Annotated in this window: 21 protein-coding genes; 14 read left to right on the top strand and 7 right to left on the bottom strand. The window is 65.0% G+C overall.

Features of this window, described 5'->3' with window-relative positions:
* Positions 1-116: 116 nt before the first annotated feature.
* Entirely contained in the window at positions 117-521 is a 405-nt protein-coding gene (locus J2D77_RS02380) for a hypothetical protein (RefSeq protein WP_407927065.1), read from the top strand.
* A 60-nt stretch (positions 522-581) separates the two neighbouring features.
* On the opposite strand, the gene J2D77_RS02375 is transcribed toward J2D77_RS02380, so the two are convergent.
* A complete protein-coding gene (locus tag J2D77_RS02375) occupies positions 582-1,952 on the bottom strand; it encodes a zinc-ribbon domain-containing protein (RefSeq protein WP_207844667.1) in 1,371 nt (456 codons plus the stop codon).
* Between the two features lie 333 nt (positions 1,953-2,285).
* Between J2D77_RS02375 and J2D77_RS02370 the strand changes: the two genes are divergently transcribed.
* Genes J2D77_RS02370 through J2D77_RS02360 form a run of 3 tightly spaced genes read left to right on the top strand, consistent with a single transcriptional unit; the run spans position 2,286 to position 4,656 of the window.
* Positions 2,286-2,969: a cell division ATP-binding protein FtsE gene (locus tag J2D77_RS02370; RefSeq protein ID WP_207844666.1), complete on the top strand. Its 684-nt coding sequence runs from the start codon at positions 2,286-2,288 to the stop codon at positions 2,967-2,969.
* A complete protein-coding gene (locus tag J2D77_RS02365; protein WP_207844665.1) occupies positions 2,966-4,069 on the top strand; it encodes a cell division protein FtsX in 1,104 nt (367 codons plus the stop codon). Before J2D77_RS02370 ends, J2D77_RS02365 begins: the two co-directional genes overlap by 4 nt.
* Before the next feature lie 38 nt (positions 4,070-4,107).
* Positions 4,108-4,656: a YdcF family protein gene (locus J2D77_RS02360; RefSeq protein WP_331000060.1), complete on the top strand. Its 549-nt coding sequence runs from the start codon at positions 4,108-4,110 to the stop codon at positions 4,654-4,656.
* 10 nt (positions 4,657-4,666) lie between these two features.
* On the opposite strand, the gene fghA is transcribed toward J2D77_RS02360, so the two are convergent.
* The gene (gene fghA, locus J2D77_RS02355; protein ID WP_207844663.1) at positions 4,667-5,533 is read right to left on the bottom strand and encodes an S-formylglutathione hydrolase; all 867 of its coding nucleotides are present in this window, start codon (positions 5,531-5,533) and stop codon (positions 4,667-4,669) included.
* A gap of 150 nt (positions 5,534-5,683) precedes the next feature.
* Here fghA and J2D77_RS02350 point away from each other — a divergent pair, with 150 nt between their 5' ends.
* The 3 genes from J2D77_RS02350 to J2D77_RS02340 all read left to right on the top strand — a co-directional run bounded on the left by J2D77_RS02350 (position 5,684) and on the right by J2D77_RS02340 (position 9,084).
* Positions 5,684-6,559 (top strand): bestrophin family protein, encoded by an 876-nt coding sequence (locus tag J2D77_RS02350; protein WP_207844662.1) that lies wholly within the window; start codon positions 5,684-5,686, stop codon positions 6,557-6,559.
* 94 nt (positions 6,560-6,653) lie between these two features.
* Positions 6,654-7,244, top strand: coding sequence for a CarD family transcriptional regulator (locus J2D77_RS02345; RefSeq protein WP_207844661.1), 591 nt, complete (start codon positions 6,654-6,656; stop codon positions 7,242-7,244).
* 223 nt (positions 7,245-7,467) lie between these two features.
* Positions 7,468-9,084 (top strand): tetratricopeptide repeat protein, encoded by a 1,617-nt coding sequence (locus J2D77_RS02340; protein ID WP_331000161.1) that lies wholly within the window; start codon positions 7,468-7,470, stop codon positions 9,082-9,084.
* Between the two features lie 108 nt (positions 9,085-9,192).
* Here the strand turns inward: J2D77_RS02340 and J2D77_RS02335 are convergent, their stop codons facing one another.
* The gene (locus J2D77_RS02335; RefSeq protein ID WP_407927073.1) at positions 9,193-10,680 is read right to left on the bottom strand and encodes a penicillin-binding protein activator; all 1,488 of its coding nucleotides are present in this window, start codon (positions 10,678-10,680) and stop codon (positions 9,193-9,195) included.
* Between J2D77_RS02335 and rsmI the strand changes: the two genes are divergently transcribed.
* Positions 10,668-11,639 (top strand): 16S rRNA (cytidine(1402)-2'-O)-methyltransferase, encoded by a 972-nt coding sequence (gene rsmI, locus J2D77_RS02330; RefSeq protein WP_207844658.1) that lies wholly within the window; start codon positions 10,668-10,670, stop codon positions 11,637-11,639. The two genes, J2D77_RS02335 and rsmI, sit on opposite strands and share 13 nt — an antisense overlap.
* A gap of 102 nt (positions 11,640-11,741) precedes the next feature.
* Here the strand turns inward: rsmI and J2D77_RS02325 are convergent, their stop codons facing one another.
* Positions 11,742-12,941 carry a BaiN/RdsA family NAD(P)/FAD-dependent oxidoreductase gene (locus J2D77_RS02325; RefSeq protein ID WP_207844997.1) on the bottom strand — a complete coding sequence of 400 codons (1,200 nt, stop codon included), beginning with the start codon at positions 12,939-12,941 and terminating at the stop codon, positions 11,742-11,744.
* A 10-nt stretch (positions 12,942-12,951) separates the two neighbouring features.
* A complete protein-coding gene (locus J2D77_RS02320) occupies positions 12,952-13,620 on the bottom strand; it encodes a glutathione S-transferase family protein (protein WP_331000045.1) in 669 nt (222 codons plus the stop codon).
* A gap of 218 nt (positions 13,621-13,838) precedes the next feature.
* Here J2D77_RS02320 and minC point away from each other — a divergent pair, with 218 nt between their 5' ends.
* The 3 genes from minC (at position 13,839) to minE (ending at position 15,747) form a co-directional block, all read left to right on the top strand.
* On the top strand, positions 13,839-14,507 hold the full coding sequence (gene minC, locus J2D77_RS02315; protein WP_220556014.1) for a septum site-determining protein MinC: 669 nt from the start codon (positions 13,839-13,841) through the stop codon (positions 14,505-14,507).
* A gap of 143 nt (positions 14,508-14,650) precedes the next feature.
* Positions 14,651-15,466 carry a septum site-determining protein MinD gene (minD, locus tag J2D77_RS02310; RefSeq protein WP_207844655.1) on the top strand — a complete coding sequence of 272 codons (816 nt, stop codon included), beginning with the start codon at positions 14,651-14,653 and terminating at the stop codon, positions 15,464-15,466.
* Positions 15,463-15,747, top strand: coding sequence for a cell division topological specificity factor MinE (gene minE / locus J2D77_RS02305; RefSeq protein WP_207844654.1), 285 nt, complete (start codon positions 15,463-15,465; stop codon positions 15,745-15,747). The genes minD and minE overlap by 4 nt, the downstream gene beginning before the upstream one ends.
* A 308-nt stretch (positions 15,748-16,055) precedes the next feature.
* Here the strand turns inward: minE and J2D77_RS02300 are convergent, their stop codons facing one another.
* Positions 16,056-16,745 (bottom strand): GntR family transcriptional regulator, encoded by a 690-nt coding sequence (locus J2D77_RS02300; RefSeq protein ID WP_207844653.1) that lies wholly within the window; start codon positions 16,743-16,745, stop codon positions 16,056-16,058.
* The gene (locus tag J2D77_RS02295; protein WP_331000059.1) at positions 16,745-18,568 is read right to left on the bottom strand and encodes an ABC transporter ATP-binding protein; all 1,824 of its coding nucleotides are present in this window, start codon (positions 18,566-18,568) and stop codon (positions 16,745-16,747) included. The genes J2D77_RS02300 and J2D77_RS02295 overlap by 1 nt, the downstream gene beginning before the upstream one ends.
* A 657-nt stretch (positions 18,569-19,225) precedes the next feature.
* Here J2D77_RS02295 and J2D77_RS02290 point away from each other — a divergent pair.
* From J2D77_RS02290 to lptG, 3 genes are all read left to right on the top strand, one after another.
* Positions 19,226-20,896, top strand: a complete 1,671-nt coding sequence (locus J2D77_RS02290) for a porin family protein (RefSeq protein ID WP_207844651.1) — start codon at positions 19,226-19,228, stop codon at positions 20,894-20,896.
* Between the two features lie 81 nt (positions 20,897-20,977).
* Positions 20,978-22,126, top strand: a complete 1,149-nt coding sequence (gene lptF, locus J2D77_RS02285; RefSeq protein ID WP_207844650.1) for an LPS export ABC transporter permease LptF — start codon at positions 20,978-20,980, stop codon at positions 22,124-22,126.
* A 16-nt stretch (positions 22,127-22,142) separates the two neighbouring features.
* On the top strand, positions 22,143-23,255 hold the full coding sequence (gene lptG / locus J2D77_RS02280) for an LPS export ABC transporter permease LptG (RefSeq protein ID WP_207844649.1): 1,113 nt from the start codon (positions 22,143-22,145) through the stop codon (positions 23,253-23,255).

Raw genomic sequence — 23,255 nt, 5'->3', positions numbered from 1 at the left:
CCAAGCGCTGTATAACGACTGCGACGACGACAGGACCAGCCGGGCCTGACGGGCAGAGTGCCTGCCCCGCCCCCGGCATGGTCGCATGCGACACCACCCGAAGGAAATACAGGCCTATGGACCAGCGCTCCCCCCTTTCCGCCCCAAGGCCCACGGCCATGTCATCGGGGGCATGGCACCTGACGGGCCTGAGGCTTGTGCGCACGGCCATATGGATGGTGTGCCATTTCGCGTTCTATTTCATCCAGCAGGTGGCGGAACTGTTCGCCCCCCTGCTGCTGATCGGCGGGGTGGCGTGGTCGGCCCTGCCCGCCCTGATCGCAACGCTGTCGCGCTCCGCCGCCTCCGCCGACCCCCAGGCGCGCGACGTGATCGCCAATGCGGCGGCGGTTATTCCGCAACAACTCGTTCTGGCGGGTCATGTGCTCACACCCGGCGGGCTGATCTGGTACGGCGTAGAACTGATGGCGCTGGCCGCCGCCGGGGCCACATTGGCAGCCCTTGCCGCCCGTAACCTCTGACCCCAACCGACACGCCCCGCGCCCTCACGCGCGGGCAGAGGCCACTGGTGGTGGTGCCGATCAACCCGGCAGGTGCAGGCGCGCGGCCGCCGGCCACATATGCACCACCCCGGCCCACCAATGGCAGACCATGAACAGCGTTACCGCACTGAGCACGAAACTGGCCGCCCATGCGCCCCACCAGAAGCGGCTGCTCGTGACAAGCTGGCGTATGTCCATGCGGGCGGCATAACCCGCCTTGCCGGCCGCAGGTTCGTCGAACGGCCACGGCCCTTCATCCGCAACCTCACCCAGGCTTTCCTCCCCGCCATGAGCATCCGCATGGCCGCCGGACAAGAACACCCCGTCCGTGGCGTCGTGATCCTCAAAATGCGCCTTAGCGGGGGTGACGACCGGCTGATAGGCGACCTCCCGCGCAGAGGGCACGAACCGTTCCGCCCTGCCCCCCACAGCCGGGTCGGGCTTTGCGACCTCGACCGGTTCAGGCGTTGAACGTATCTCCTCACGCCCGTCCTCTGCCCGGAGCCCTTCAGACTCGGGCCGGGCCGGGGTGGAGGCAGGTGGCGTAGACGGCCCGACCGGGCCAAGGCCGGGGCGCACAGATGGTACCGGCATTTCCGCTACGGTGGGAGCCACCGGCTCGGCAACCGGTGCCTGCCGGACCACGGGCTGGACCGGCGCAACAGGCTGGGGAACCTCCGGGGTGCCTTCGGGGGGTGCCTCGGGGGGTGCCTCGGGGGGTGCCTCGGGGGGTGCCTCGGGGGGCGAGGCAGGCTGTTCCTGCGCGCCATTGTCAAGCGCGGAAACGCCTGGCCGGGTGGAATCGGGCAACGGCGGCACGGCATCGGCGGCAGCGCTTTCCGGCACTGCCGGTGCGGGGGGCGTTATCTCGGCGGCGGGAACCGACGGGGCCGGTTCGGGCGCGGCCGGCTCGGTTGCGGGCGGCTCAATGGCAGCCGGTTCGGATGCAGGTTGCTCAAGGGCAGCCGTCTCATCAGAAACCGCTGGCTCGGGCGCAGGTGGTTCTGCAACAGGCGACTCAGCGGCGGCGGCTTCCGGGGCGGGTGGTTCAGGCGTGAGTGGCTCGGTAACCGCCGGTTCGGGTGTGGCGGGCTCTGCGGGCGGCTCGGGCTCGGTCGCTGGCAGTGGCGGAGCTGTATCCTGCGCCGTCGCCATCCGTGCGGGAGACTCCGTGGGCTTTTCCTCTGGCGCGGGGTCTGCGTCAGGCGCTGGCGGGGCGGGCGGCGTTTCGGCCGCAGGGGCCACCGGGGTCGCTGCGGATGCGGGCTCGGGCGAAGGCGCGACATCGCCATCGGGCGCGCCGATCCGCCATTTGACCCCGCAGGCCGAGCATTTGAGCACATGCCGCTTGGCAAGAAGAGCCTGGGGCACCTGATAGACCGCACCGCAGGAAGGACAGACAATCTTCATAGCTACTCTCTTGGCACGGCTTTTCGCCCGCGTCGACATGGCCAGGGCCCGGGCCGCACAAGGCCACGACATGGCGGTGCCACAATACGGCGAAGCCCTGCGTATAGAAACCTGCTTTCATGCCTTTTAGCACAGCGACCCACCCTGGGGTTCCATGGCGGGGCCATGGGGCCGGTTCCACACCGCGCCAGCGGGCCCCACTGTGCGCTGTCGTAACCTCGCTGCCGGGTCAGGGTGCTACAGGCAATCGACAGGGCTGCGCACTCTCCGCTAAGCTTGGGCCATGCGCCACACGCCTGTTCCCGATACCCTGCTGCATTCAGGCCCAGGCCGATGATCCGCCTGGACCATGTCTCATGGCGGCGGGGCAGGAAGGACCACGCCCCGGTTCTTTCGCACCTTTCCTTCAATGTGCCGCAAGGGGGGTTCCGCTGGCTTCTGGGGCCGTCTGGCGCGGGCAAGAGCAGCCTGCTGCGCCTGCTGCATGTCGAAACCCTGCCCTCGGCCGGGCGGATGGAGATTCTGGGCCAGGCTGTAGGCGAGCAGACGAAACGCGCCGCCCTTGTCAGGCTGCGGCAAAGAATCGGCATGGTCCATCAGGACTACCGGCTCATGCCCGACCTGTCGTTGGCCGATAACGTCGCCCTGCCGCTCAGGCTGCAAAAACGCGGGGAAGACGAAATCCAGACCGAGGTGGAGGCCATTTTAAAATGGGTGGGGCTGGGCGCGCGCATGGGTGTGTCGGCCGCCCATCTGTCGGGCGGGGAGCAGCAACGCACGGCCATTGCACGCGCCATCATCCATCGGCCCGGGCTGATCCTGGCCGACGAACCCACGAACGCGCTGGAAGAAAGCCAGGCCCACCGGCTTTTGGACATGTTCGCGCAGTTGAGCGCCATGGGCACCACCGTCATTGTCGCCACCCACAACGAAACGCTGATCCGCCGGCTGGCGCGGCCCGCTTTGGTGCTGGAAGCGGGCAAGCTGGTGGCCGATGAAGGACACCCCCCCGCGTGACAGCCCTGTTCTCAAAGCGGCGCGACGGCCTTTCCCTTTCCGAGGCGCTGCCCGATCGCAGCCTGTTCGTGCTTGTCGCCATGATGGGCTTTCTGGCGGCGCTGACCCTGGCCGGGGCCAGCGGGGCGCAGGCCCTGGCCGCGCGCTGGGCGGCGGGGGCCGCACAACTGGTGACAATCCAGGTGCCCGATCCCGACCAGCCTGCATCGCCGCCCGGCGGCGCAAGCCTGCCCGCGCCCGGGCCGCAAGCCCAGGGGAATGGCCCTGCGGCAGACCAGGGGACAGATCAGGCCGCCCCGCCGCCCACCGTCGCAGCACCCAATGCCGGTGGCCTGCCCGCGACCCTACCGCCCGAAGCGTCCACCGGGCCGGGTGCGCCAAGCCGGGCACAGGCCGTTCTCGCCCAACTGGCCGGCCTGCCGCCGGGCACGGAAGTCCATCGGCTGAGTGCTGAGGAAATCAGCCGCCTTCTCGCCCCCTGGCTTGGCGCGTCCGACCGGTCTGCCCTGCCCCTGCCCGCCGTTATCCGCGTGACCCTGCCCCAGGGGGCTTACCTGCCGCCCACGCTGGAACAGAACCTGGCCGCCAAGGTGCCGGGCGTGATCGTGGAACAGAACGCCCTGTGGAGCGAACGCCTGCACAGCCTGGCCAACAGCCTGCTGACCTGTGCGGGACTGGCCCTGCTGACCGTGGGCGGTATTGCAGCCCTCATAACCGGTCAGGCGGCCCATACCGGCCTTGCCACCCGGCGCGACATTATCGCCACTTTGCACAGCCTTGGGGCACCTGACGGATATATTGCCGGGCGCTTTGCCCGCAGGACGGCCTCGCTCGCATTCGGCGGCGGGCTTGTGGGGGCGTTGCTGGCCTGCCCGCCTTTGCTTTTTCTGCTTCGCATGGCCGCCCCCTTCGGCAGCATGACCCCCACCGTGGACAGCCCGGATCTGACGACAGCCCCGGCCCAGGCGATCATGGCCAGCTTCGATCTGGTGCCGCAGGGGTTGCTGGGGGGGCTTGCGGCATTGCCCGTGGCTGCAGCGCTGATCTGCTGGCTGACAACGCAGGTCATGGTCCGGCTATGGCTGCGTCGCCTGCCATAAAGCGCGGCGCGCGCCGCAAAAGGACCGTCCTTGGGCGCATGGCGCGGGCGGCCGCCCTGCTGGCCTGCGGGTTGCTGGCGGGGCTGGGCTGGTTCGCGTGGGATGCGCTCAAACCCGCGGGGCCACTGCCCCAGGCCGATGGCATTGTGGCACTGACCGGGGGCACGGGCCGGATCGAGACATCGCTGCGCCTGCTGGAACAGAACCGGGCAAGGCTGCTGCTGATTTCAGGCGTGGATGTGCAGACATCACTGCACGCGCTGCTGCCTGCCTCTGCCCCGCAGGATCTGGCGGCACGGGTAACACTGGGCTACCAGGCGCGCTCCACCATAGAAAACGCTGCGGAAACCGCGACCTGGGTGGTCGACAACCATATCGGCAGCCTGATCGTGGTCACGGCGGGCTATCACATGCGCCGGGCCATGCTGGAATTGGGCCGCACCCTGCCGGATGTGGCCCTTTACCCCTGCCCGGTCACCCCACCCGCCATGCAGCACCCGTTCCGGCCCACGCCGCTGCGCATTCTGGCAATGGAATATGTCAAATGGCTGGGGGCGCTGGCGGGGGCTGCACGCCCCGCCAGCTAGATATGGGTTCTTACCCCACCTTCCCCAGGATGGCCGCATGGTGGCGCAGGTGGTCGACCGCGAAGCTCTGCACGAACCAGTAGGAATGATCGTATTGGGCATGGCGCCGCAGGGTAAGGGGCTGCCCGGCCGCTGCCGCCGCTTTTTCCAGATGCCAGGGCTGGAGTTCGCGTTCGAGGAACTGATCGGCATCCCCCTGGTCCACCAGAATGGTCGAGGGATGGCGAAAACCGTCTTCAAGCAGGCAGACCGTGTCGTATTTGCGCCAGGTGGCGCGGTCCAGCCCCAGATAGGCCGAAAACGCCTTTTCGCCCCAGGGTACGGCGGACGGATGGACGATCGGCGCGAAGGCGGAAACGGATTTCCAGAAGGCGGGCGCACGCAGGGCGTGAACGAGCGCGCCGTGCCCCCCCATGGAATGCCCCGTAATCCCGCGCTTTTCCCCGTCCAGCGGGAACGCCGCCTCGACCAGAGCGGGCAGTTCGCGGGTTATGTAGCTTTCCATCCGGTAGTGCTTGCGCCACGGTTCCTGTGTCGCATCCAGGTAGAAGCCCGCACCCGTGCCCATGTCCCAATCGGTGTCCTCGCCCGGCACGCCGGCACCGCGGGGCGACGTATCGGGCGCGACAAGGGCAAGCCCCAGCCGCGCGGCCTCGGCCAGCACGGCGGACTTGATCAGGAATGTCTCATCCGTGCAGGTCAGCCCGGCCAGCACGTACACGACCGGCACCTTCTCCCCCGCCAGGGCGGCGGGCGGCAGGAACAGGCCGAACCGGGCCGCAAGCCCCAGTGTCGTGGAAGGATGTTCATAAAACCGGACAGCGCCGCCGTGGCAGAGATGTTCTTCTCTCAGCTTCAATTCAGATTGTTCGTCCATACTCACGCGATCCTTCAACCTTTCGCCATGAAAGGGCCCTACAGTGCAGCGTGGGCCACAAAACTTGTCACGACACAAAACCATATCCCTTGTGTCATGTTAGAACGTACAGGGGCAATACGGGTCTGACAGAACTGGAGAATTTCTAATATGATTGTTGACCAGCGTGTGGGTCTACGCACGATCGCCTATGAAGTACGTGGCATTATCCTGCTTATGGCGACCTGGGATCTGGTCGTCGTCATTCTCTACCAGGTTTTTCATCAGGAATGGATGGAGCAGCCCAGCCTGCCGGTGTCGCTGATCGGTTCCGCCCTGGCCCTGTTCATGGGCTTTCGTTCCAACAGCGCCTATGCCCGCTGGTGGGAAGCCCGGACCCTTTGGGGGGCCATTACCAACAACTGCCGGTCCTTCGGGCGGCAGGCAGGCACCCTGCTGGGGGACAGGCATGACCTGATGTACGCCATTGCCGCCTACCCGCATGCGCTGCGCATGGCCCTGGGCAAGGACGACGCCACCGCCGACATAGCCCGCCTGCTGCCCCCGCCCATGCTGGAGGCCATCGCAGGCTACCGCAACAAGCCCAACGCCATTCTCTACCAGATCGGGCTGGGGGTGGCGGCGGAGGTCAGCAAGAAGAACATAGACGGGGCCGTGCACGGGCAGATCGACCGCATCCTGTCCGATATCGCCAATGCGCAGGGCGGGCTTGAACGTATCCGCAACACGCCCCTGCCCATACAGTTTTCGGTCTTGCCCCGGGTTCTGGTCAATATCTTCTGTATCGTCCTGCCGCTCTCCATGGTCCAGACGCTGGAATGGATCACCCCGCTGGGTTCATCCCTTGTGGGCTGCCTGTTCCTGGTGCTGGATAAAAGTGCCAAAGACCTGCAGGAACCGTTTGCGGGCACGCCGCATGCCCTGCCCATGGCCACCATGGCGCGCGGTATCGAAATTGACGTGATCCAGCCCACGGGCGACAGGACACGCCCGGCCCTTGGCCCCATCAGGGGCATTGAAATATGACCGGCAGGGCCCGGGCGCGCATGACAGAGAGATGTCCGGGCCCACGATAAACGACCCCAAGACAAACCGCCGATTTTATGGTATGGTCATACCCATGAACACGTTCAGAACACCTCCAAAAGGTGGCGTAACCGACGCCATGGCACGTACTGCCGCCGCCGCCACCGCAGCCCAGGCAAAAACCAAGGTCAAGGATGAAGACCCTTTCCAGGAAGGGGACGCCATCGTGTATGCCGCACACGGGGTCGGCCGTGTGGACCGGATCGGGATCGACGAGATCGCGGGGACCAAGCTCGAGGTCATCCAGATCTCGTTCCCCGGCAACCAGATGACCCTGCGCATTCCCCTGAACAAGGCCCGCAAGGCCGGGCTGCGCAAGATCGTCTCGCGCGAGATCGTGGACAAGGCCATGGCCATCATCAAGGGCAAGCCGCATGTCAGCAAGGGCATGTGGGCACGCCGTGCCGTGGCCTACCAGGAAAAGATCAATTCCGGGGATCTGGTGCAGATTGCCGAAGTGCTGCGTGACCTGCGCCGCAATGTCGACAGTCTTGACGGCAGTTTCAGCGAACGCAAGCTGTTCGAAGCGGCACAGGAACGCTTTGTGGCCGAGGTCGCGGTGCTGGAAAAGAAAGAGCCGACCGAAGTGCTGGAATCCCTGACAGCAGCGATGAAAGCCGCCTAACAGGCCCCATGCTTCGGCTTTTCGGCCCGGTGGCGTTATCCGGCGGTTGCGGCCAACGGATTTCGCCAGTGGTTTCCCAGGGGCCCAAGGGGTTTCCCCAGGGTTTTTCCCGCATATGAACCCGGCGTGCCCCCAGGGCATTGCCGGGTTTTTCTTAATCTCTATGTCGTAGGGTGGTTGCCGCCTATCGTGAACAGCATGTGATCCAGCCATGAAAGCCGCAGTGTCCTTGCCCCCCTCGCCCGATCCCTCGACCCTTCAGCACGCCCTGGCCCAGATCAAGGCGGGGCATTTCACGCAGGTGCTGCCTGTTCTCGAACCTTATGCGGCGGGGCGTAACGATCAGGCGAAAATCCTGTACGCGTTCTGCCTGGCGGGCACGGGGCGGCACGCGCAGGCGGCCACCCTGCTGTGCGAAGTCGCAACCCGCAACCCCACCAGCCTGCACCCCGTGCAGGACCTGAGCGAAGTCATGGCCGCGCTGGACCGCAGGGTGGAAGCTACGGCCACCTGCCGTGCGGCCCTTGAACGCACCCCGCACGATGCGCGCATTCATGAAACCCTGGGCAGCCTTCTGGTGCAGCAGGGCCAACTGGACGACGCGGTCGAAATACTGGGCCAGGCCAGCGCCCTGCGCCCGAACAGCACGCTGGCGCGCAACCTGCTGGCCATGGCGCTGACCGAACGCGGCAACATGGATGACGCCCTTGCCCACTTGCATGAAACCGCCCGCGACCATCCGCGCCATGCCGGAACATTATCCAATATCGGCACGATCCTGACCGGCATGGGCCAGCTGGAAGACGCGCTCGATCATTTCCGCCGCGCCATCACCCTGCGCCCTGAAGATGCGCAGATCAGGCTGAACCATTCCGTAGCCCTGCTCAAGGCCGGGCTGTACGCCCATGGCTGGCAGGAACATGAATGGCGCTTCAACCTGCCCGGCCATACCACCCTGCCGCCTGCAAGGCTCATGCCCACGCTGGGGGCCAATACCGATATTCGCGGCCGCCGCGTGCTGATCACGCAGGAGGAAGGGCTGGGCGATACGCTCATGTACTTGCGCTATATCAAGCCCCTGTCGGACAGGGGGGCCATAACGCATTTATGGGTGCCCCAAACCCTGGCCGATCTGTGCCGCCGGGTGGTGGGCGTTCATACGGTGCAGGTAGGCGGTGCCGTGCCCGATTATGACTGGCATTGCCCCTTTATCAGCCTGCCGCGCGTCTTTGCCGCAACGCCGGATGCCTGGGGCACGCCGCCCCCTTACCTGCGCGCCGACAGCCTGAAAATACGCGAACTGGCCCGCTTCCTGCCCGATAACGGGCGGCTTAACGTGGGGCTTGTCTGGGGGGGCGATCCGCGCCCGACCATGATCGCGCCCAATGTGGTGGATCGCAGGCGCTCGCTCAACCTGCGTGAACTCGCCCCGCTCAGCCATGTGGCGGGCATCAACCTCATCAGCCTGCAAAAGGGGCATTACGCGCAGCAGATGATGGACCCGCCCGAAGACATGGTCCTGTATGACCCGACGGACGAACTCCACACCATGGATGACACGGCAGCCCTGATCATGTCGCTCGATGTCGTGGTCAGCGTGGATACATCCGTCGTGCATCTGGCCGGCGCCTTGGGCAAGCCCGTGCTGATGATGGACCGTTACGATAACTGCTGGCGCTGGCTCCAGGGCCGAACCGACACACCGTGGTATCCGACCCTGCATATCATCCGCCAGTCCACCCCCCGCCGCTGGACCGACGTGATCGAACGCGTCGCCCATACGCTGGGAGTCATGGCTGAAAAACGCAGCCCGAAGGCGGGCGGACCGTCTCAGCCCTGAGCGGGCGGGCCTGACGCGGCCCGTCCGCCACCGGTGGGTGAGCCCCGCCGTATCGGGCCCAGGAAGACCTGCTCAACCGCGCCCGGTCGCGCTTATGGGCGTCGCCTTTCAGCCCGAGGTCGCACTGCCCGGCGCGGGCATGCTCAGCATGCGGGCTTCAGCCCCGTTGCCCAGTACTTCGAACACCCCCAAGGCGCGGCGCACGCGCCCGTCGGGCAGCAGGGTAAAGGTGCCATCGACACCGGGAAAGCCGGTGGGCCGTGTCAGCACATCACGCGCGAACACGCCCGAACTGCCCTGGGCCGCAGCGCGCACGGCACTTGCCGCATCGAAGGACAGATCGGCCAGCGGGCGCGGGGCGTGCTGGTGCTGCGCCATGAAACGCGACACAAAGCCCTGGCGCCACGCCGGATCGGGGGCGGCGTACCATGCCCCGCGGATAGAGCCCAGCTTGGTGGCGAAGGCGGACCACAGCCCCGGCCCCATGATCCGCACGGCAGGCAGGCTGACCTGCGCGGTGTTCAGTTCCGTAATCACGGTCTTGAGGTTCAGCCCCGTATCGCCCAGCAGCAGCGCATCGAACGGCGGGTTGCCCAGCGTCACGTTGGTCTCCGCCGGGGCGGCGGACGACGGGGTGGGCGGCTGTTGCGGGCCGTTGGCGTTCAGGGCGACGGCAAGGTCAGGCGGCAGGGTAGCCGCCCGATTGGCGCTGCCCGTCAGGGGCACGGCGGGCGCGACAGGGGTGGGAGCCGCCGGGGCCTGCGTGGTCTGGCGGGCGGCGGCCAGGCGCGCATCATAGGCGGAAAGCTGGCGCATGGCATCGGCTATGCTGGCCGGTGTGCCCCCGTGGTAGACAATGGCGGGCTCACCCAGCCCCTGGTCACGGCAGGCGGCCTGCAAGCCATTGCCCAAGGCCTTGCCCAGCGGGGTATTGGGCAGCAGGGCCGCAAAATGCTGCCGCCCGTCATGGCGGGCCTGTTCCACAAGCCGCTGCACCTGGTCCTCGGGCGTGATACCCATGACCCATACACCCGGGCGGGCCTGCGCCACGTCGCTGGTAAAGGCCAGAACCGGCACGCCAGCCCCTACCCCAGCGGGGGCGGCCAGAACCGTATCGCCACTGGTCAGTGGCCCCAGCAGCACGCCATCCCCTGCCTGCACGGCGGCGGTGGCCGCAGCCGCAGCCCCGCCCGCAGCCGCCGTATCGTGCAGGTCGACCTGGATGGCGGTATTATCGGCCAGGGCAAGCTGCGCGCCCGCCAGCAATTCGCGGCCCAGAGCGGCGTTGGGCCCGCTCATCGGCAACAGCACCCCGACCTTGTGGCTGGCCGTTACCGCCGTTACGGGCGGGGCCGCAGCACCGGGCGCACCCGGGGTTGTGGACTGTTCGGCACAGGCGGCAAGGAGGCCGCAGGCCAGGCCAAGGCTTGCGAATTTTCCCACAGCCGTGCCCCCCGGCAAGGTCCGGAAGATGGGTTCGCACCGGCCCACCGCGCCCTTTGGGGCCGTGCCGGCCACACCGGGCTTGCGCAGTGTGGCGTTTACCGCCAGAGCTTGGGGGAAAAGCCCTGACAGGAGCGAGTATGCACGCGTCATCATCCAGATCGTCCTCTAGCAGCACTCGGCCTGATGCGCAGCACGACCAGACCGCTCCCCTCAATAGCGAAGGAGAGGGGCGAAGTCATGTGCCTTCTTCCCCCGGGCTGACACTGGTGGCGACACCCATCGGCAATCTGGGGGACTTCAGCCCGCGCGGCGCCCTGGCACTGGCCCAGGCCGACCTTGTCCTGTGCGAAGACACCCGGACCACGGCACGCCTGCTGAGCGAGCGTGGCATTTCCGTGCGAACCGAAGCCTTGCACGAACACAACGAACGCCAGCGCGTACCCGCCCTGATAGAACGCCTGAAAGCCGGGGCGCGCATTGCGCTGGTATCGGATGCGGGCATGCCCCTGATGTCGGACCCCGGCTATAGGCTGGTGCGCGCCGCCATCGATGCCGACCTGCCCATAACGGTGGTACCCGGGCCCAATGCGGCACTGGCCGCCCTTGTCCTGTCGGGCCTGCCGCCCCACCCCTATCTGTTCGTGGGCTTTCCGCCCCCCCGTTCGGCGGCCCGCAAGGAAGCCTTTGCCCAACTGCACGCCGCCGAACGCGCGGGGCTGAACGCCACGCTGATCTGGCATGAAGCCCCCCACCGCCTGGCCGAAACGCTGGCGGACATGGCCACCGTATTCGGCGCGGACCGCCCGGCCGTGGTTGCCCGCGAACTGACCAAGCGTTTCGAGGAAGTCCGCCGGGGCACGGCGGGTGAACTGGCCGCATTCTACAGCGAAAGCCCGCCGCGCGGTGAAATTACACTTCTGCTCGGCCCCGCCCCGCAGGACGAGAATGCCGCCGACGACCTGGATACGACCTTGCGCAGTCTGCTGCGCACGCATTCGGTCAAGGATGCGGCAGCCCTGGCGGCGGCGGCCATCGGCCTGCCCAAACGCACGGTCTACGCCCGCGCGCTGGAACTGGCGGCGGAAGGAGAAAACAGCGCCACTCCGTAACGGTCGGGCACGGCGTGGGGGCGGAAGCCGGGCCAAGATACGCGCCGTGCCACGGCATCAGGCGTTAACGCCCGGCCCTGAACGACGCCGGATGCACGCGGCCTATACAGCGGCCCCTATGCTTTCGCCCGCGGCGAAACCGCTGGCCCAGGCCCAATGGAAATTGTAGCCACCCAGCCAGCCGGTGACATCCGCCGCCTCCCCCACCACATACAGGCCCGGCACGTCGCGCGCCTCCATCGTGCGCGATGACAGCGCGCGTGTGTCCACACCGCCGCGCGTGACCTCGGCCTTGGCAAAGCCTTCGGTGCCGGTGGGGTGCAGCGCCATGTGGTGGACCTGTGCCGCCATGGCCCGGATATCCCTGTCCGCCCATTCGGCCAGCACGCGTTGGGGCGCGTAAAGTTCGGCCAGGCTCTGGGCAAGGCGTTGGGGCAGCCAGCGCGCCAAAGCCCCTGCCCCGCGCGCCTTGGAGCCGCTTTTTTTCAGCCTGCCCAGGTGTTCTGCCAGGTCCTGACCGGGCAGTAGGTCCAGCATGACCGCAAGTCCCGCCCGCCAGGAAGACGAAATCTGCAACAAGGCCGGCCCGGAAAGACCCCGATGGGTAAACAGCACGCTTTCTTCGAACGCCACCTTGCCGCACGACACCCGTGCCGGCACGGAAAGCCCCGCAAGCGTTTTCACCCATGCCTCATCCGCCTGGCCGAACACCAGGGGCACAAGGGCCGGTTCGGGGGTGATGACCGGCAGGCCGAACTGTCGCGCCACATCGTAGCTGAACCCGCTCGCCCCCAGCTTGGGAATGGACAGCCCACCCGTGGCCAGCACCAGGGCACGTGCCACAAACACCCCGGCGGAAGTCTGGACATTAAAAACATCCGAGCGGGTAACGGCCCCCACCCGCACATCCGTCATGATCCGCACACCCGCCGCCCGGCATTCGGCCAGGAGCATATGCACGATGTCGCGCGCGGAATGGTCGCAGAAAAGCTGGCCCAGTTTCTTTTCATGCCAGGGGATCTGGTGGCGGGCCATCATCTGTATGAAATGCTCGGGCCGGTAGCGGCTGAGTGCGGATTTCACGAAATGGCGGTTGGCGGAATAAAAACATTCCGCCCGCATGTCCGTGTTGGTAAAGTTGCAGCGCCCACCGCCCGAAATCAGGATCTTGCGCCCGACCTCCGGCCCGTGTTCGAGCACGAGCACATCCAGCCCCCTGCGCCCGGCAGTCAGGGCGGCCATAAGGCCGGCAGCCCCGCCGCCCACGATGATGACATCTGGCGTGGCCCGCCCGGCTTGCATGGTCAAGGGGTCAGAAATCCAGGTTGGTATAAAAGTCGGGCGGGGTAATGCCGGAAACACGATCGGCCAGCAGGGGGCGGAAGCTGGGGCGGGATTTCATTCGCGCGTACCAGTCCCGCAGGGCGGGAACGCGGGCCCAGTCGATATCGCCAATGAAGTCGAGGCAGGACAGATGGGCCGCCGCCGTGAAATCGGCCAGGGAAAGAAAGCCCCCGCCCAGCCAGTTCCGGTTTTCGGCCAGTTCGTTGATGTATTTCATCAGCGGGCGCATGGAGGCATAGGCTTCACGCAGGGCGCCGCCATCGGGATTGCCGCGCCCGCTCAGGCGCTTGAGCGCGCGTTCGTCGATAAAGCGGCCCGACACTTCGCGCGCGAACAGCGTGTCGAACCATTCGGCCACGCGGCGCACCTCCACCCGTTCGGCCAGCGTGCGGCCCAGCAGTGGCGTGTCGGAATACGCTTCTTCCAGATATTCGCAGATGACGTGTACGGAAGGCACCACAAGCCCGTTGTCTTCCACCAGTACGGGAACATCCCCCGCCGGGTTCAGGGACAGCAGTTCGGGGCGCCGTTCCCATGGGCGTTCGATAATCGGTTCGAACGGGAGGCGTTTTTCCCCCAGCACCAGGCGCACGGTGCGGCTGGCCGGAGAAAGCGGAAAATGAAGAAGGGTACGCATAACCTTCATTTATGACAATGCCGAAGGCCACGCCAGAGGGAAAACCGGCAATGGGGGTATCACATTGCCTAAAAACCCTTGCCTTCGGCCACCCGATGCGTAACAGACACAAGACTATCGCGCAGCGCCCCGGCCACCCGCCGCGCGCCGCAGCCGTCCGTTGATCCCAGAGCGAGCGTTCCGTGTCCGCCACACCCAACCACCTTCCGCGTATCCGCATGTCGGGGCGTTCCTTTCTCGCACTGACCCTGACCCCTGAAGCCCCGCTGGCCGACTGGCTGGCCGCCCTGGACCAGCAGATCGCCCGTTCGGTCGGGTTTTTCGCGGGCAAGCCGGTCATTATCGACCTGGCCCTGATGCAGGCAGAAACACCGGACCTGGCCGGGCTCATGCCCGCGCTGAAGGAACGCGGCATACGCGTGCTGGGGCTTGAAGGGGGCGATCGCACCTGGGCCGCCGCAGCCAAGTGGGACTGGCCCGAAAGCCCGGTAAGCGGGCGAACCCCCGCCCCCACCGCCGAACCCGCCACCCCGGACACGCAACCCGCCCCGCCCGTGTCCACGCCGCTGGTGCTGGAAGAAAGCGTGCGTTCAGGCCAGCATATCGTCTGGCCGGAAGGCGATATCGTCATCATGGGCTCGGTCGCATCGGGTGCGGAAGTTTCTGCCGGCGGGTCCGTGCATGTTTACGGGGCCCTGCGGGGCCGGGCGATCGCGGGCATTGGCGGGCACGCCCAGGCGCGGATCTATACCCAGAAACTGGCGGCGGAACTGGTCGCCATAGACGGGTTTTACGCCACGGCCGAAGAAATGGACCCCGCCTGCGCCGAAAAGCCGACCCAGGTATTCCTGTCGGGGGAAACCCTTGTTTTCAAAACCCTGCCATAAAAGGTACCGTGTTGCGAAAACAAACGGACAGGACAAAGATTCGAAGTTACATTTTGCAATGCAGCAGGTAATGTCGTGACAGTGCCCGAGACCACGGATCGGCCACGACAGTACGGGCTCAGACAACAAGAAAAGGAAGACTGATGGCAAAGGTTCTGGTCGTCACGTCAGGTAAAGGGGGCGTCGGCAAGACCACGACCACCGCAGCCCTTGGGGCCGCCTTGGCCAAGGCGGGCCAAAATGTGGTTCTGGTGGATTTTGACGTAGGCCTTCGCAATCTCGACCTGATCATGGGCGCTGAGCGCCGCGTGGTGTTCGACCTGATCAATGTCATCCAGGGCGATGCGAATCTTGCCCAGGCCCTGATCAAGGACAAGCGGATCGAGACACTCTCGCTCCTGCCCGCATCGCAGACCCGCGACAAGGACGCGCTGACGGCCGAAGGGGTCGCCAAGGTCATAGCCGAGCTTAGCACCAAGTTCGACTGGGTGATCTGCGACAGCCCCGCCGGGATCGAGCGCGGCGCGCAGATGGCCATGCACCATGCCGACATGGCGGTGATCGTCACCAACCCCGAAGTGTCATCCGTGCGCGATAGCGACCGCATTATCGGCATGCTGGACAGCACGACCGACAAGGCCAAGAAGGGCGAGAAAATGGAGAAATTTCTCCTGCTCACCCGCTATGACCCGCAGCGCGCCGCACGCGGCGACATGCTGGCGACCGATGACGTGCTGGAAATTCTGTCCATCCCGCTGCTGGGGATCGTGCCCGAAAGCCAGGACGTGCTCAAGGCATCCAACCTGGGCGCCCCGGTCACCATTGCCGAGCCAGAAAGCTCTGCCGCGCGCGCCTATGCCGAAGCGGCGCGCCGCCTGATGGGCGAGGATGTGAAAGTGACTGTTCCCGTGGAACGCAAGGGCCTGCTCGACTGGCTGTTCAGACGGAGAGTCGCATGAGCTTTCTCTCCAGCTTCCTGAAAAAACGCTCCACCGCCCCCGTTGCGCGCGATCGGCTGCAAATTCTGCTCGCCCATGAACGCATGGGGGGTGAAGGCCAGGACGACCTGCTGGCCAAACTGCACCGCGAGATCATGGAAGTGATCAAGCGCCATGTCTCCGTCGATCAGGACAAGGTCCAGATCAAGATGGATCGCGGCGCGCAATGCTCGGTGCTGGAAATCGACGTGGAAGTTCCCGGCCTTACGGACCGCAAGCCCGCCCCCGGCAACAACGGCTGAAACGGCGCGTTCGCGCATAAGCGGGACCATCGGCCTAGATCGCGGGCAGCAGGCACGACGCCTGTGACCGTTCGTGCCGACAAGGCACGAACGCGATGGGCTGCCGGAACCCTATGCGCGCATGACGGACAGCGCGACGCCTGTTCGCCCGGAGCACCCCGAACATGAAAATGGCCTGAAAAATCGGGCGGGCCACGCACCCCGGGGCGGGCGCGAACGCCGGGCGGCCACCGGGCGGTCTGGCCCCGCCCTTCCTGAACATCATGAACAGATAGTGTGGCGGGCGATAGCGGCCCGCCCGCGCCGTTTCAGCGCCGGAGCAAGGGCTCCAGCCATTCGCGCGCCTGCACGAAGTCCTGCCGCAGGGCGGTCACAGCGGCCTCCTCATCCCGGTTCAGGAAGGCTTCAAGGATCTTGAGGTGCGGATGGTTGGGATCGGCCGGACTGACGGTGGGCAGGCTGCTGGTTGCGGCATAGACAGGCCCCATGCGCACCCACAGCCCCTTGATCAGCCCCACTGTCAGGGGACGTTTTGAAAAACTGGCGGCCGTGCTGTGAAAGACCACATTCGCCACCGCCGCCGCATGCGGGTCGCGCGCATCGAACGCCGCAATGAAGGCCTTGTGCCGGTCAGCAAGGATTTCGACCTGTTCGGGCGTGATATGGGTGACGAGTTCGCGCGTCACACGTTCTTCCAGATCCCCGCGCACGGCATGAATTTCCAGAAACGTCTCGCGCGTGGTCAGCGGCACGCAGGCTGTGTTGCGCTCGTCCAGTTCAAGCGCCTGTTCGGACACGAGACGCAGCAGGGCTTCACGCACGGGGGTCGGGCTCAACCCCAGGATGGCGGCCACGGGGCGCAGCACCAGTCGCTCCCCCCCCTGATAATGGCAGTATATCAAATGGTCCCTGATCTGCTGGTAGGCATAGGCCGCCAACGCGCCGCGTCCTTCTGGCCTGGCTTGCTCCTGAATGTCCGTAATCGTGGTGAATGTCATTATGTGTGCGCCATCTGTCTGTTCAGAAATTGACTGTAAAGTCCGTTGCGACGCTCAAGGAGGGTCGGCGGACCGTCTTCAACAATCCTGCCGTCCTGCATGACGAGGATTCGATCGAAATTCCGCAAGGTGGAGAGCCGGTGGGCGACCGCAATGACCGTGCGCCCGACCATCAGCCTGTCGAGTGCGCGCTGAACGTGTTCCTCGCTCTCGGTGTCCAGCGCACTTGTCGCCTCGTCCAGGATCAGGATGGGGGCGTTGCGCAAGAAGGCCCGCGCGATGGCTATACGCTGCCTTTGCCCGCCCGAAAGCTTGACCCCGCGATCCCCCACCAGGGTGGAAAACCCTTCGGACAGGGCCTCGATAAACCCGCTGCACCCGGCGGCGGCCGCAGCCGCGTACACCTCGTCATCGGTGGCTTCCGGCCGGCCGTAGCGGATGTTCTCCATCACGGTGCGATGCAGCAGGGAGACATCCTGCGGCACGACGGACAGGCAGGCACGCAGCGCATCGTCCGACAGGTCGCGGATATCCTGCCCGTCGAGCAGGATCGCGCCGGACTGCACGAACCGCATGCGCTGGAGCAGAGCCAGCACCGTGCTTTTGCCCGACCCCGAACGCCCGACAAGCCCCACCCGCGTGCCCGGGGCGATATGCAGGTCGAAATGCGAAAGAACCGGCGCACTGCCGGGGTAGGAGAAGCTGACATCGTTGAACCTGATGTCGCCCAGCACCGGCCCCTTGAGTGTTACGGCATTGTCGGTATCGGGCATGTCATAGGGCACCAGCAGGGAGGACAGTACCTCTGACAAGCGCGCGTTGTGCTGGATGGTTTCCACCAGGGAAAGGGCAAGGTCGCGCGTGCCGTGCAGCACCGCGAAACCCAGGGTGATGATCATGACCACCTGCCCTACCGTCGCTTGCTGCCACTGCCACAGAAGCACCGCCCAGATCAGCAGCCCCGCCGTCATCACCGCTGTCAGGGCGGCGTGGATCATCCGCAGCTTTTCCATATAGCGCAGGGATTTCAGGCGCTCGTGCATTTCCTTGCGGGTCAGGGCGTTAAAGCGGGCGCGCTCACGGTTGCGCATGCCAAAAGCCCGCACAAGCCCGATATTGCCCATGACATCGAGCGTTTCGCCCTCCAGCCCGGCGGCGGCGGCGGCATAATGCCCATGCAGGCCGCGCCCGCGTACGGCCAGGCGGAACAGCACGAAGCACAGCACGGCGGCGATGGCGACCGTCACCCCGCCCATCAGGGTGCTGACCGAAAGCATGAGGCACACCGAAAACAGCACATTCAGCGCGGGTGGCAGCACGTTCCAGGCAAGCATGTTCTCCATGGTGAAGCTGACACTGCCCGCCGTCGCGATCCGGGTGGCGAGCGAGGTGGGCATGCGCTCGGCAAAATAGGCGGGGGAATGCCCGGTCAGGAAGCGGAACAGGTCCTGGCGGATATCGCCCGTGACGGCCACGAAGGTCCGGGCCGCGAACCAGCCCGCGATCCGCCAGCTGATATTGTCCAGCGCGATCAGGCCGATCAGCCCGCCCACGGCTTCCCATATGGCGGGGTTGCGCATGCCGGGCGACTGCGCCGTCAGCAGGTCAACCAGATGCCGGATACCGTAGGACGACAGAACGATACTGCCGATAGCCATGCACACCGCGCCAAAGACCATGACATGGCCCAGCAGGCGGTGGCGCATATACCGCAGCAGGAACAGGATGGGTCGGCCCGCATAACGGGGCAATTCGGAATCCGGCACCGTAACGGAGGCGGGCGTGATGGAAGCATCCAGCGCAACGCCATCCCCTGCGGGCAGGGTCGCCCCCGGGGCCAGGCCCGTAATCGGGCGGGGCACGCTTTTGGGATCGTCCGTTCCGTTTCCTGCCACCCGCCTTCCCCATTCCATATATCTATATCGCGCCGGATATACCGACGCGGGATCCAGTCATTCTATCACTTTGCGCGGGGTTTGGCACATGGTGCATGGCGCCAGTCAGTGACTCCGGTCACCCAGTGCCGCGCCGCCTGAAAACACAGCGCGGGCATCGCTCCCCGCAAGTGCATTTTACCACATCACAATAAATACTTTGTGATATATCTCTTTCCGGCGGGCCAGTATTGCATAACGCACCGCCGCGCAAGATGTTGCATAGCGCTGTCTTAAAAACCAGCCGATGAGTGCTTGCTATAACAATCATTCGTGCCGTCGGTTCCGCGTAACGAATTAAAATAATATAATAATTCATTGAATCTAAAATATTATTTCAAATCCATTTTTTTCTCCTATTCTTCCCCTCGGGCGCATTTTCCCGTATGGAACGGCCGGTTTTTTCCACCCCGAACCCGATAACGTCTTGTTATTACTAGCGGGAGCATCAGCCCACGGGCATCATGGTGCGCAAAGCAACACATTGACGACGCAACGCCTTGTCTTTCAAAGAGCAATTTCAACCCGTCGGGAGCATCGGATTCAATGGCATCGAAAAAAGCGGCGCTGCTTGTCACCTTCATCACAGCATCCGTGAGCGGCCTGCCGATGGTCTCCCCCACAGCATGGGCCGATGACTATTCCGATCTGCTGGACGTATTGCGCGCCAAGGGCAGCCTGACCCAGCACGAATACGACACCCTGCTGGCCAAGCATCTGCACCACGGGGCAGCGGCAACCCCCGACAGCGGCGCCACGCGCCATGCGGGCCGCCCCGTGCATGTTGCCTCGGCAAGCCACGGCGCGCAGTACGGCACCGTGGCGGACGGGCACGGCGTAAGCAGCGGTTACGAGCCGGGGATCCGGTTCGATCCGGGCAGTTCCGAAATCGATGCCACCAGCCGGGCGGAAAATGCCGCATCCCGCGCGCAGCTTAGCGCCCAGCAGGCCCAGGCCGCCCTGGCCTCCCTGAACACGTCCGATATCGTGCGGGTGGACAAATACGTGGCCGGCAAGGGGATTACCTTCAAGGCCGGGCCGATCAACATCAATCTCTCGGGCTTCATCAACGGCTTTTACACCTATAACAGCCCTGCCGGCGGCAGGCCGGTGGCCGGTGGTGTGTCGAGCGGGTCCAGCGGGTTCGATTCCTCCGCCGTGCGCAACGGCCTTCTGCCCGCCGGGTTCATTCTCAAGATGAGCACCCGCCAGCAGGGGATCGATATTTCGGCCGTCATGGGCATGTATCCGGGCATCAACAATGCCAAGAACGGCGCGTTCAACGCCAATACCGGCGGCAGCCCGGTGGGCCTGGGCACCGCGGGTATCGATTTTCGACAGGTTTACGTGACATTCGGCAATTCCGATATCGGCACGTTCAAGGTCGGACGCGACCTGGCATTTTTCGGCGGCGATGCGATCCTGAACGATGCGACACTGCTCAGCGTCGGTGCCACGGGCAGCAACTCCGCCCCGGGCAATACCTCGCTGGGCCGTATTGGCGTGGGCTATGTCTATGCGGACTGGATTCCGCAGATTTCCTATACCTCGCCCAAGATCGCCGGGGTTCAGGGCGCGGTCGGCATTTTCCAGCCGCTGGACGAATTCAACTACGCCGATGCAACCAACAGCGTGGTCAGCCACTATTCCGCGACATCCACGCAGCATTCCTCCCCCATGGTGCAGGGCAAGGTCACGTATGATGCGACCTTCGGCAAGGTGCAGGCCCGGATCTGGGCCAGCTTCCTGATCCAGCACCAGCAGGCATTGCAGGGGGCGGAGATCAACGCCGCCATGCGCCGCGGGGCGATGGTGGAAGCGGGCGATATCGGCGCCAAGCTTACCTACGGTCCGTTCGAAGGCGTTGCCTATTACTACCGTGGCAGCGGGCTGGGCACCACCGCCCTGTTCTTTGACGGGGTGGCCGCCAACGGCCGCAAGCGCGCATCCGAAGGGTATTACGTGCAGGCCGCCTACCATGCCACCAAGCGCCTGAAACTGGTGGGCAGCTATGGTGTCAGCAATCTCTACCAGGCCCCGGGAGAAGCCAGCACCATGCTGGTCAGGCGCAACCAGTCCATTATCGGGGCTGCCTACTACCAGTTGACGGACTGGCTGAACCTGGTGGGCGAATACGCCAATACGTCATCCGCCGCACATGGCCCCAACACGCAAAGCGACAATACCGCGTCGTGCGGGGTGATCCTGCTGTTCTGAGCACCCGCCTTCCCCCTTGCCCGAAGACACCGCGCAAGGGGGACTATTGTTTCGCGCAGGGGTAAGGTAGATAACAGCGAGATGACTGTTCATTTGCCCATGACCTGGCTGCAACGGCGTGTCCGCACGTTGGACCGTTACATATTTCACCAGTTGCTGATCGCACTGCTGGCCACGACTGGCGGGCTGGCGGCGCTGATCTGGCTTATGCAGTCCTTGCGGTTTGTCTCCCTTGTCGTGGACCGGGGCCTGTCGTTCCGGGTGTTCCTGGAACTGACAAGCCTGCTCATTCCCTCCTTCGTGGCGGTTATCCTGCCGATCACCACCTTTGTCGTCAGCCTGTTCGTTTACCAGCGGCTGGCGGGGGACCGGGAACTGACCGTCATGCAGGCCGTCGGGCTTTCCCCCATCGCACTGGCCCGGCCCGGGCTGGTCTGCGCGGGGCTGGCCACGATCGCCGCCTTCATCCTCAATTTGTGGATTGTTCCCACCTCGTACCATGCGTTCAAGCAATATGAATACGAGATACGGAACAAAATGGCCGCCTTCCTGTTACAGGAAGGAGTCTTCACCAAGGTTTCGGACACGATGGTCGTCTATATCCGCGCGCGGGCGCAGAACGGCCTGCTGCGCGGGATCATGGTCGAAGATGACCGCCAGCCCGATAACCGGGCCACGATCCTGGCCAACCATGGCACCATTATCATTGTGAACAACGCACCGAGGGTTATTCTTTACGATGGCACGCGCCAGAGCATCGACCACAAGACCGGTCGGCTGAACGTGCTGGCCTTCAAGGAGGACACCATAGACCTTGCCTCCGCCAAGCAGACGGATAACGGGTCGCGCGATGTGGGCGAAATGTCGCTTGGGGAACTGCTCTACCCCAACCCCAAGGAAGTGGCACCCAAGGATATCGGCAAGGTCAAGGTAGAGGGGTGGCGGCGCCTGGCGTCACCGCTGACATGCTTTTCCTTTGCCATGGTGGGGCTGTTCGCGGTGCTGCGCGGGGCGTTTTCGCGCCATGGAAACATCAAGCGCCCGCTGGCGGCGGTGCTGAGCGTGGTGGCACTACTGGCGGTAAGCCTGCTGCTGCAAAACCTGGCCGGCCGCAATATTGCCCTTATTCCCCTGATACCTGTGCTCGCGCTGCTGCCCGGGCTTGTCTGCTCGGCCATCCTGTTCGTGCCGGAGATGCAGGCAGCCAAGGCAAGGCCACGACAAGCGTGAGGAAAGGGTCTGGCGGATGATGGTGGCCGTTACCCTCTCCCGTTACATTGCCCGGCAGTTCGTGCTGTCGGTATTGTCGATGCTTGCGTCGCTGACGGGTATCGTCTGCCTGTTCGACTTTATCGACCTGCTGCGGCGGGTCGCGACCAAGCCCGATGTCTCCACCAACGTGGTGACGAAAATCGCCGCCCTGCATATTCCCTATTTTTCCATGGAAATCCTGCCCTTCGCCATTCTTCTGGGCGGCATTGTCTGTTTCTGGCGCCTGACGCGTTCGTCCGAACTGATCGTGGCGCGGGCATCGGGGGTTTCGGCCTGGCAGTTCCTGACCGCGCCGGTGGCCTGTGCCATTGTCACGGGGGCGATCGGCACCATGCTGATTTCTCCCCTGTCGTCCATGATGTACCGCCAGGCGGAGGAACTGGACCAGCTTTACCTGCGCACCGGCGGCGGCCCGCTCAATTTTTCCAGCGGATCGCTGTGGCTGCGCCAGTCGGACACGCAGGAAGACACGCATGGCGTTGCGATCCTGCATGCGCAGGGCGTGCAGCTCAAGGACGGGGTGCTGCGGATCGAGGGCATTACCGTCCTGCGCCTGAGCCCGCAGGACACGCTGATATCGCGAATCGACGCGCCGAGTGGCTACCTGGCCAAGGGTGCGTGGAGCCTGGAAGGTGCCTCCACCGTCCGCCCCGATGAAGTGCAATCCCCCGTGGGGCACATGCTGCTGCCGACCGACCTGACGGTGGACAGGGTGCAGGAAAGCTTTGCCTCCCCCGATACGCTGTCCGTCTGGGCGCTGCCCAGTTTTATCTCCCTGCTGGAACGCTCGGGATTTTCCTCCATCCGGCACAGGCTGCATTTCCAGTCGCTCCTGGCGCTGCCCATCCTGGCGGGCACCATGGCCCTGGTGGCTGCGGGTTTTTCCATGCGTCCTTCGCGCCACGGGGGTGTGGCGAAAATGATCGGGTCTGGTGTTGCGGCCGGTTTTCTGCTTTTCACCGTATCGAAGGTGGCGGAGCAGTTCGGCAAGTCGGGAGCGCTCCCGCCGTTGCTGGCCGCATGGGCGCCTACCCTTGCCGGCCTGTGCCTGGCGATCACGTTGCTGCTGCATCTGGAGGATGGCTGA

The sequence above is a fragment of the Acetobacter garciniae genome, from assembly GCF_017377735.1.
GTDB classification, from domain to species: domain Bacteria; phylum Pseudomonadota; class Alphaproteobacteria; order Acetobacterales; family Acetobacteraceae; genus Acetobacter; species Acetobacter garciniae.
This window is presented reverse-complemented; position numbering and strand designations above follow the sequence as displayed.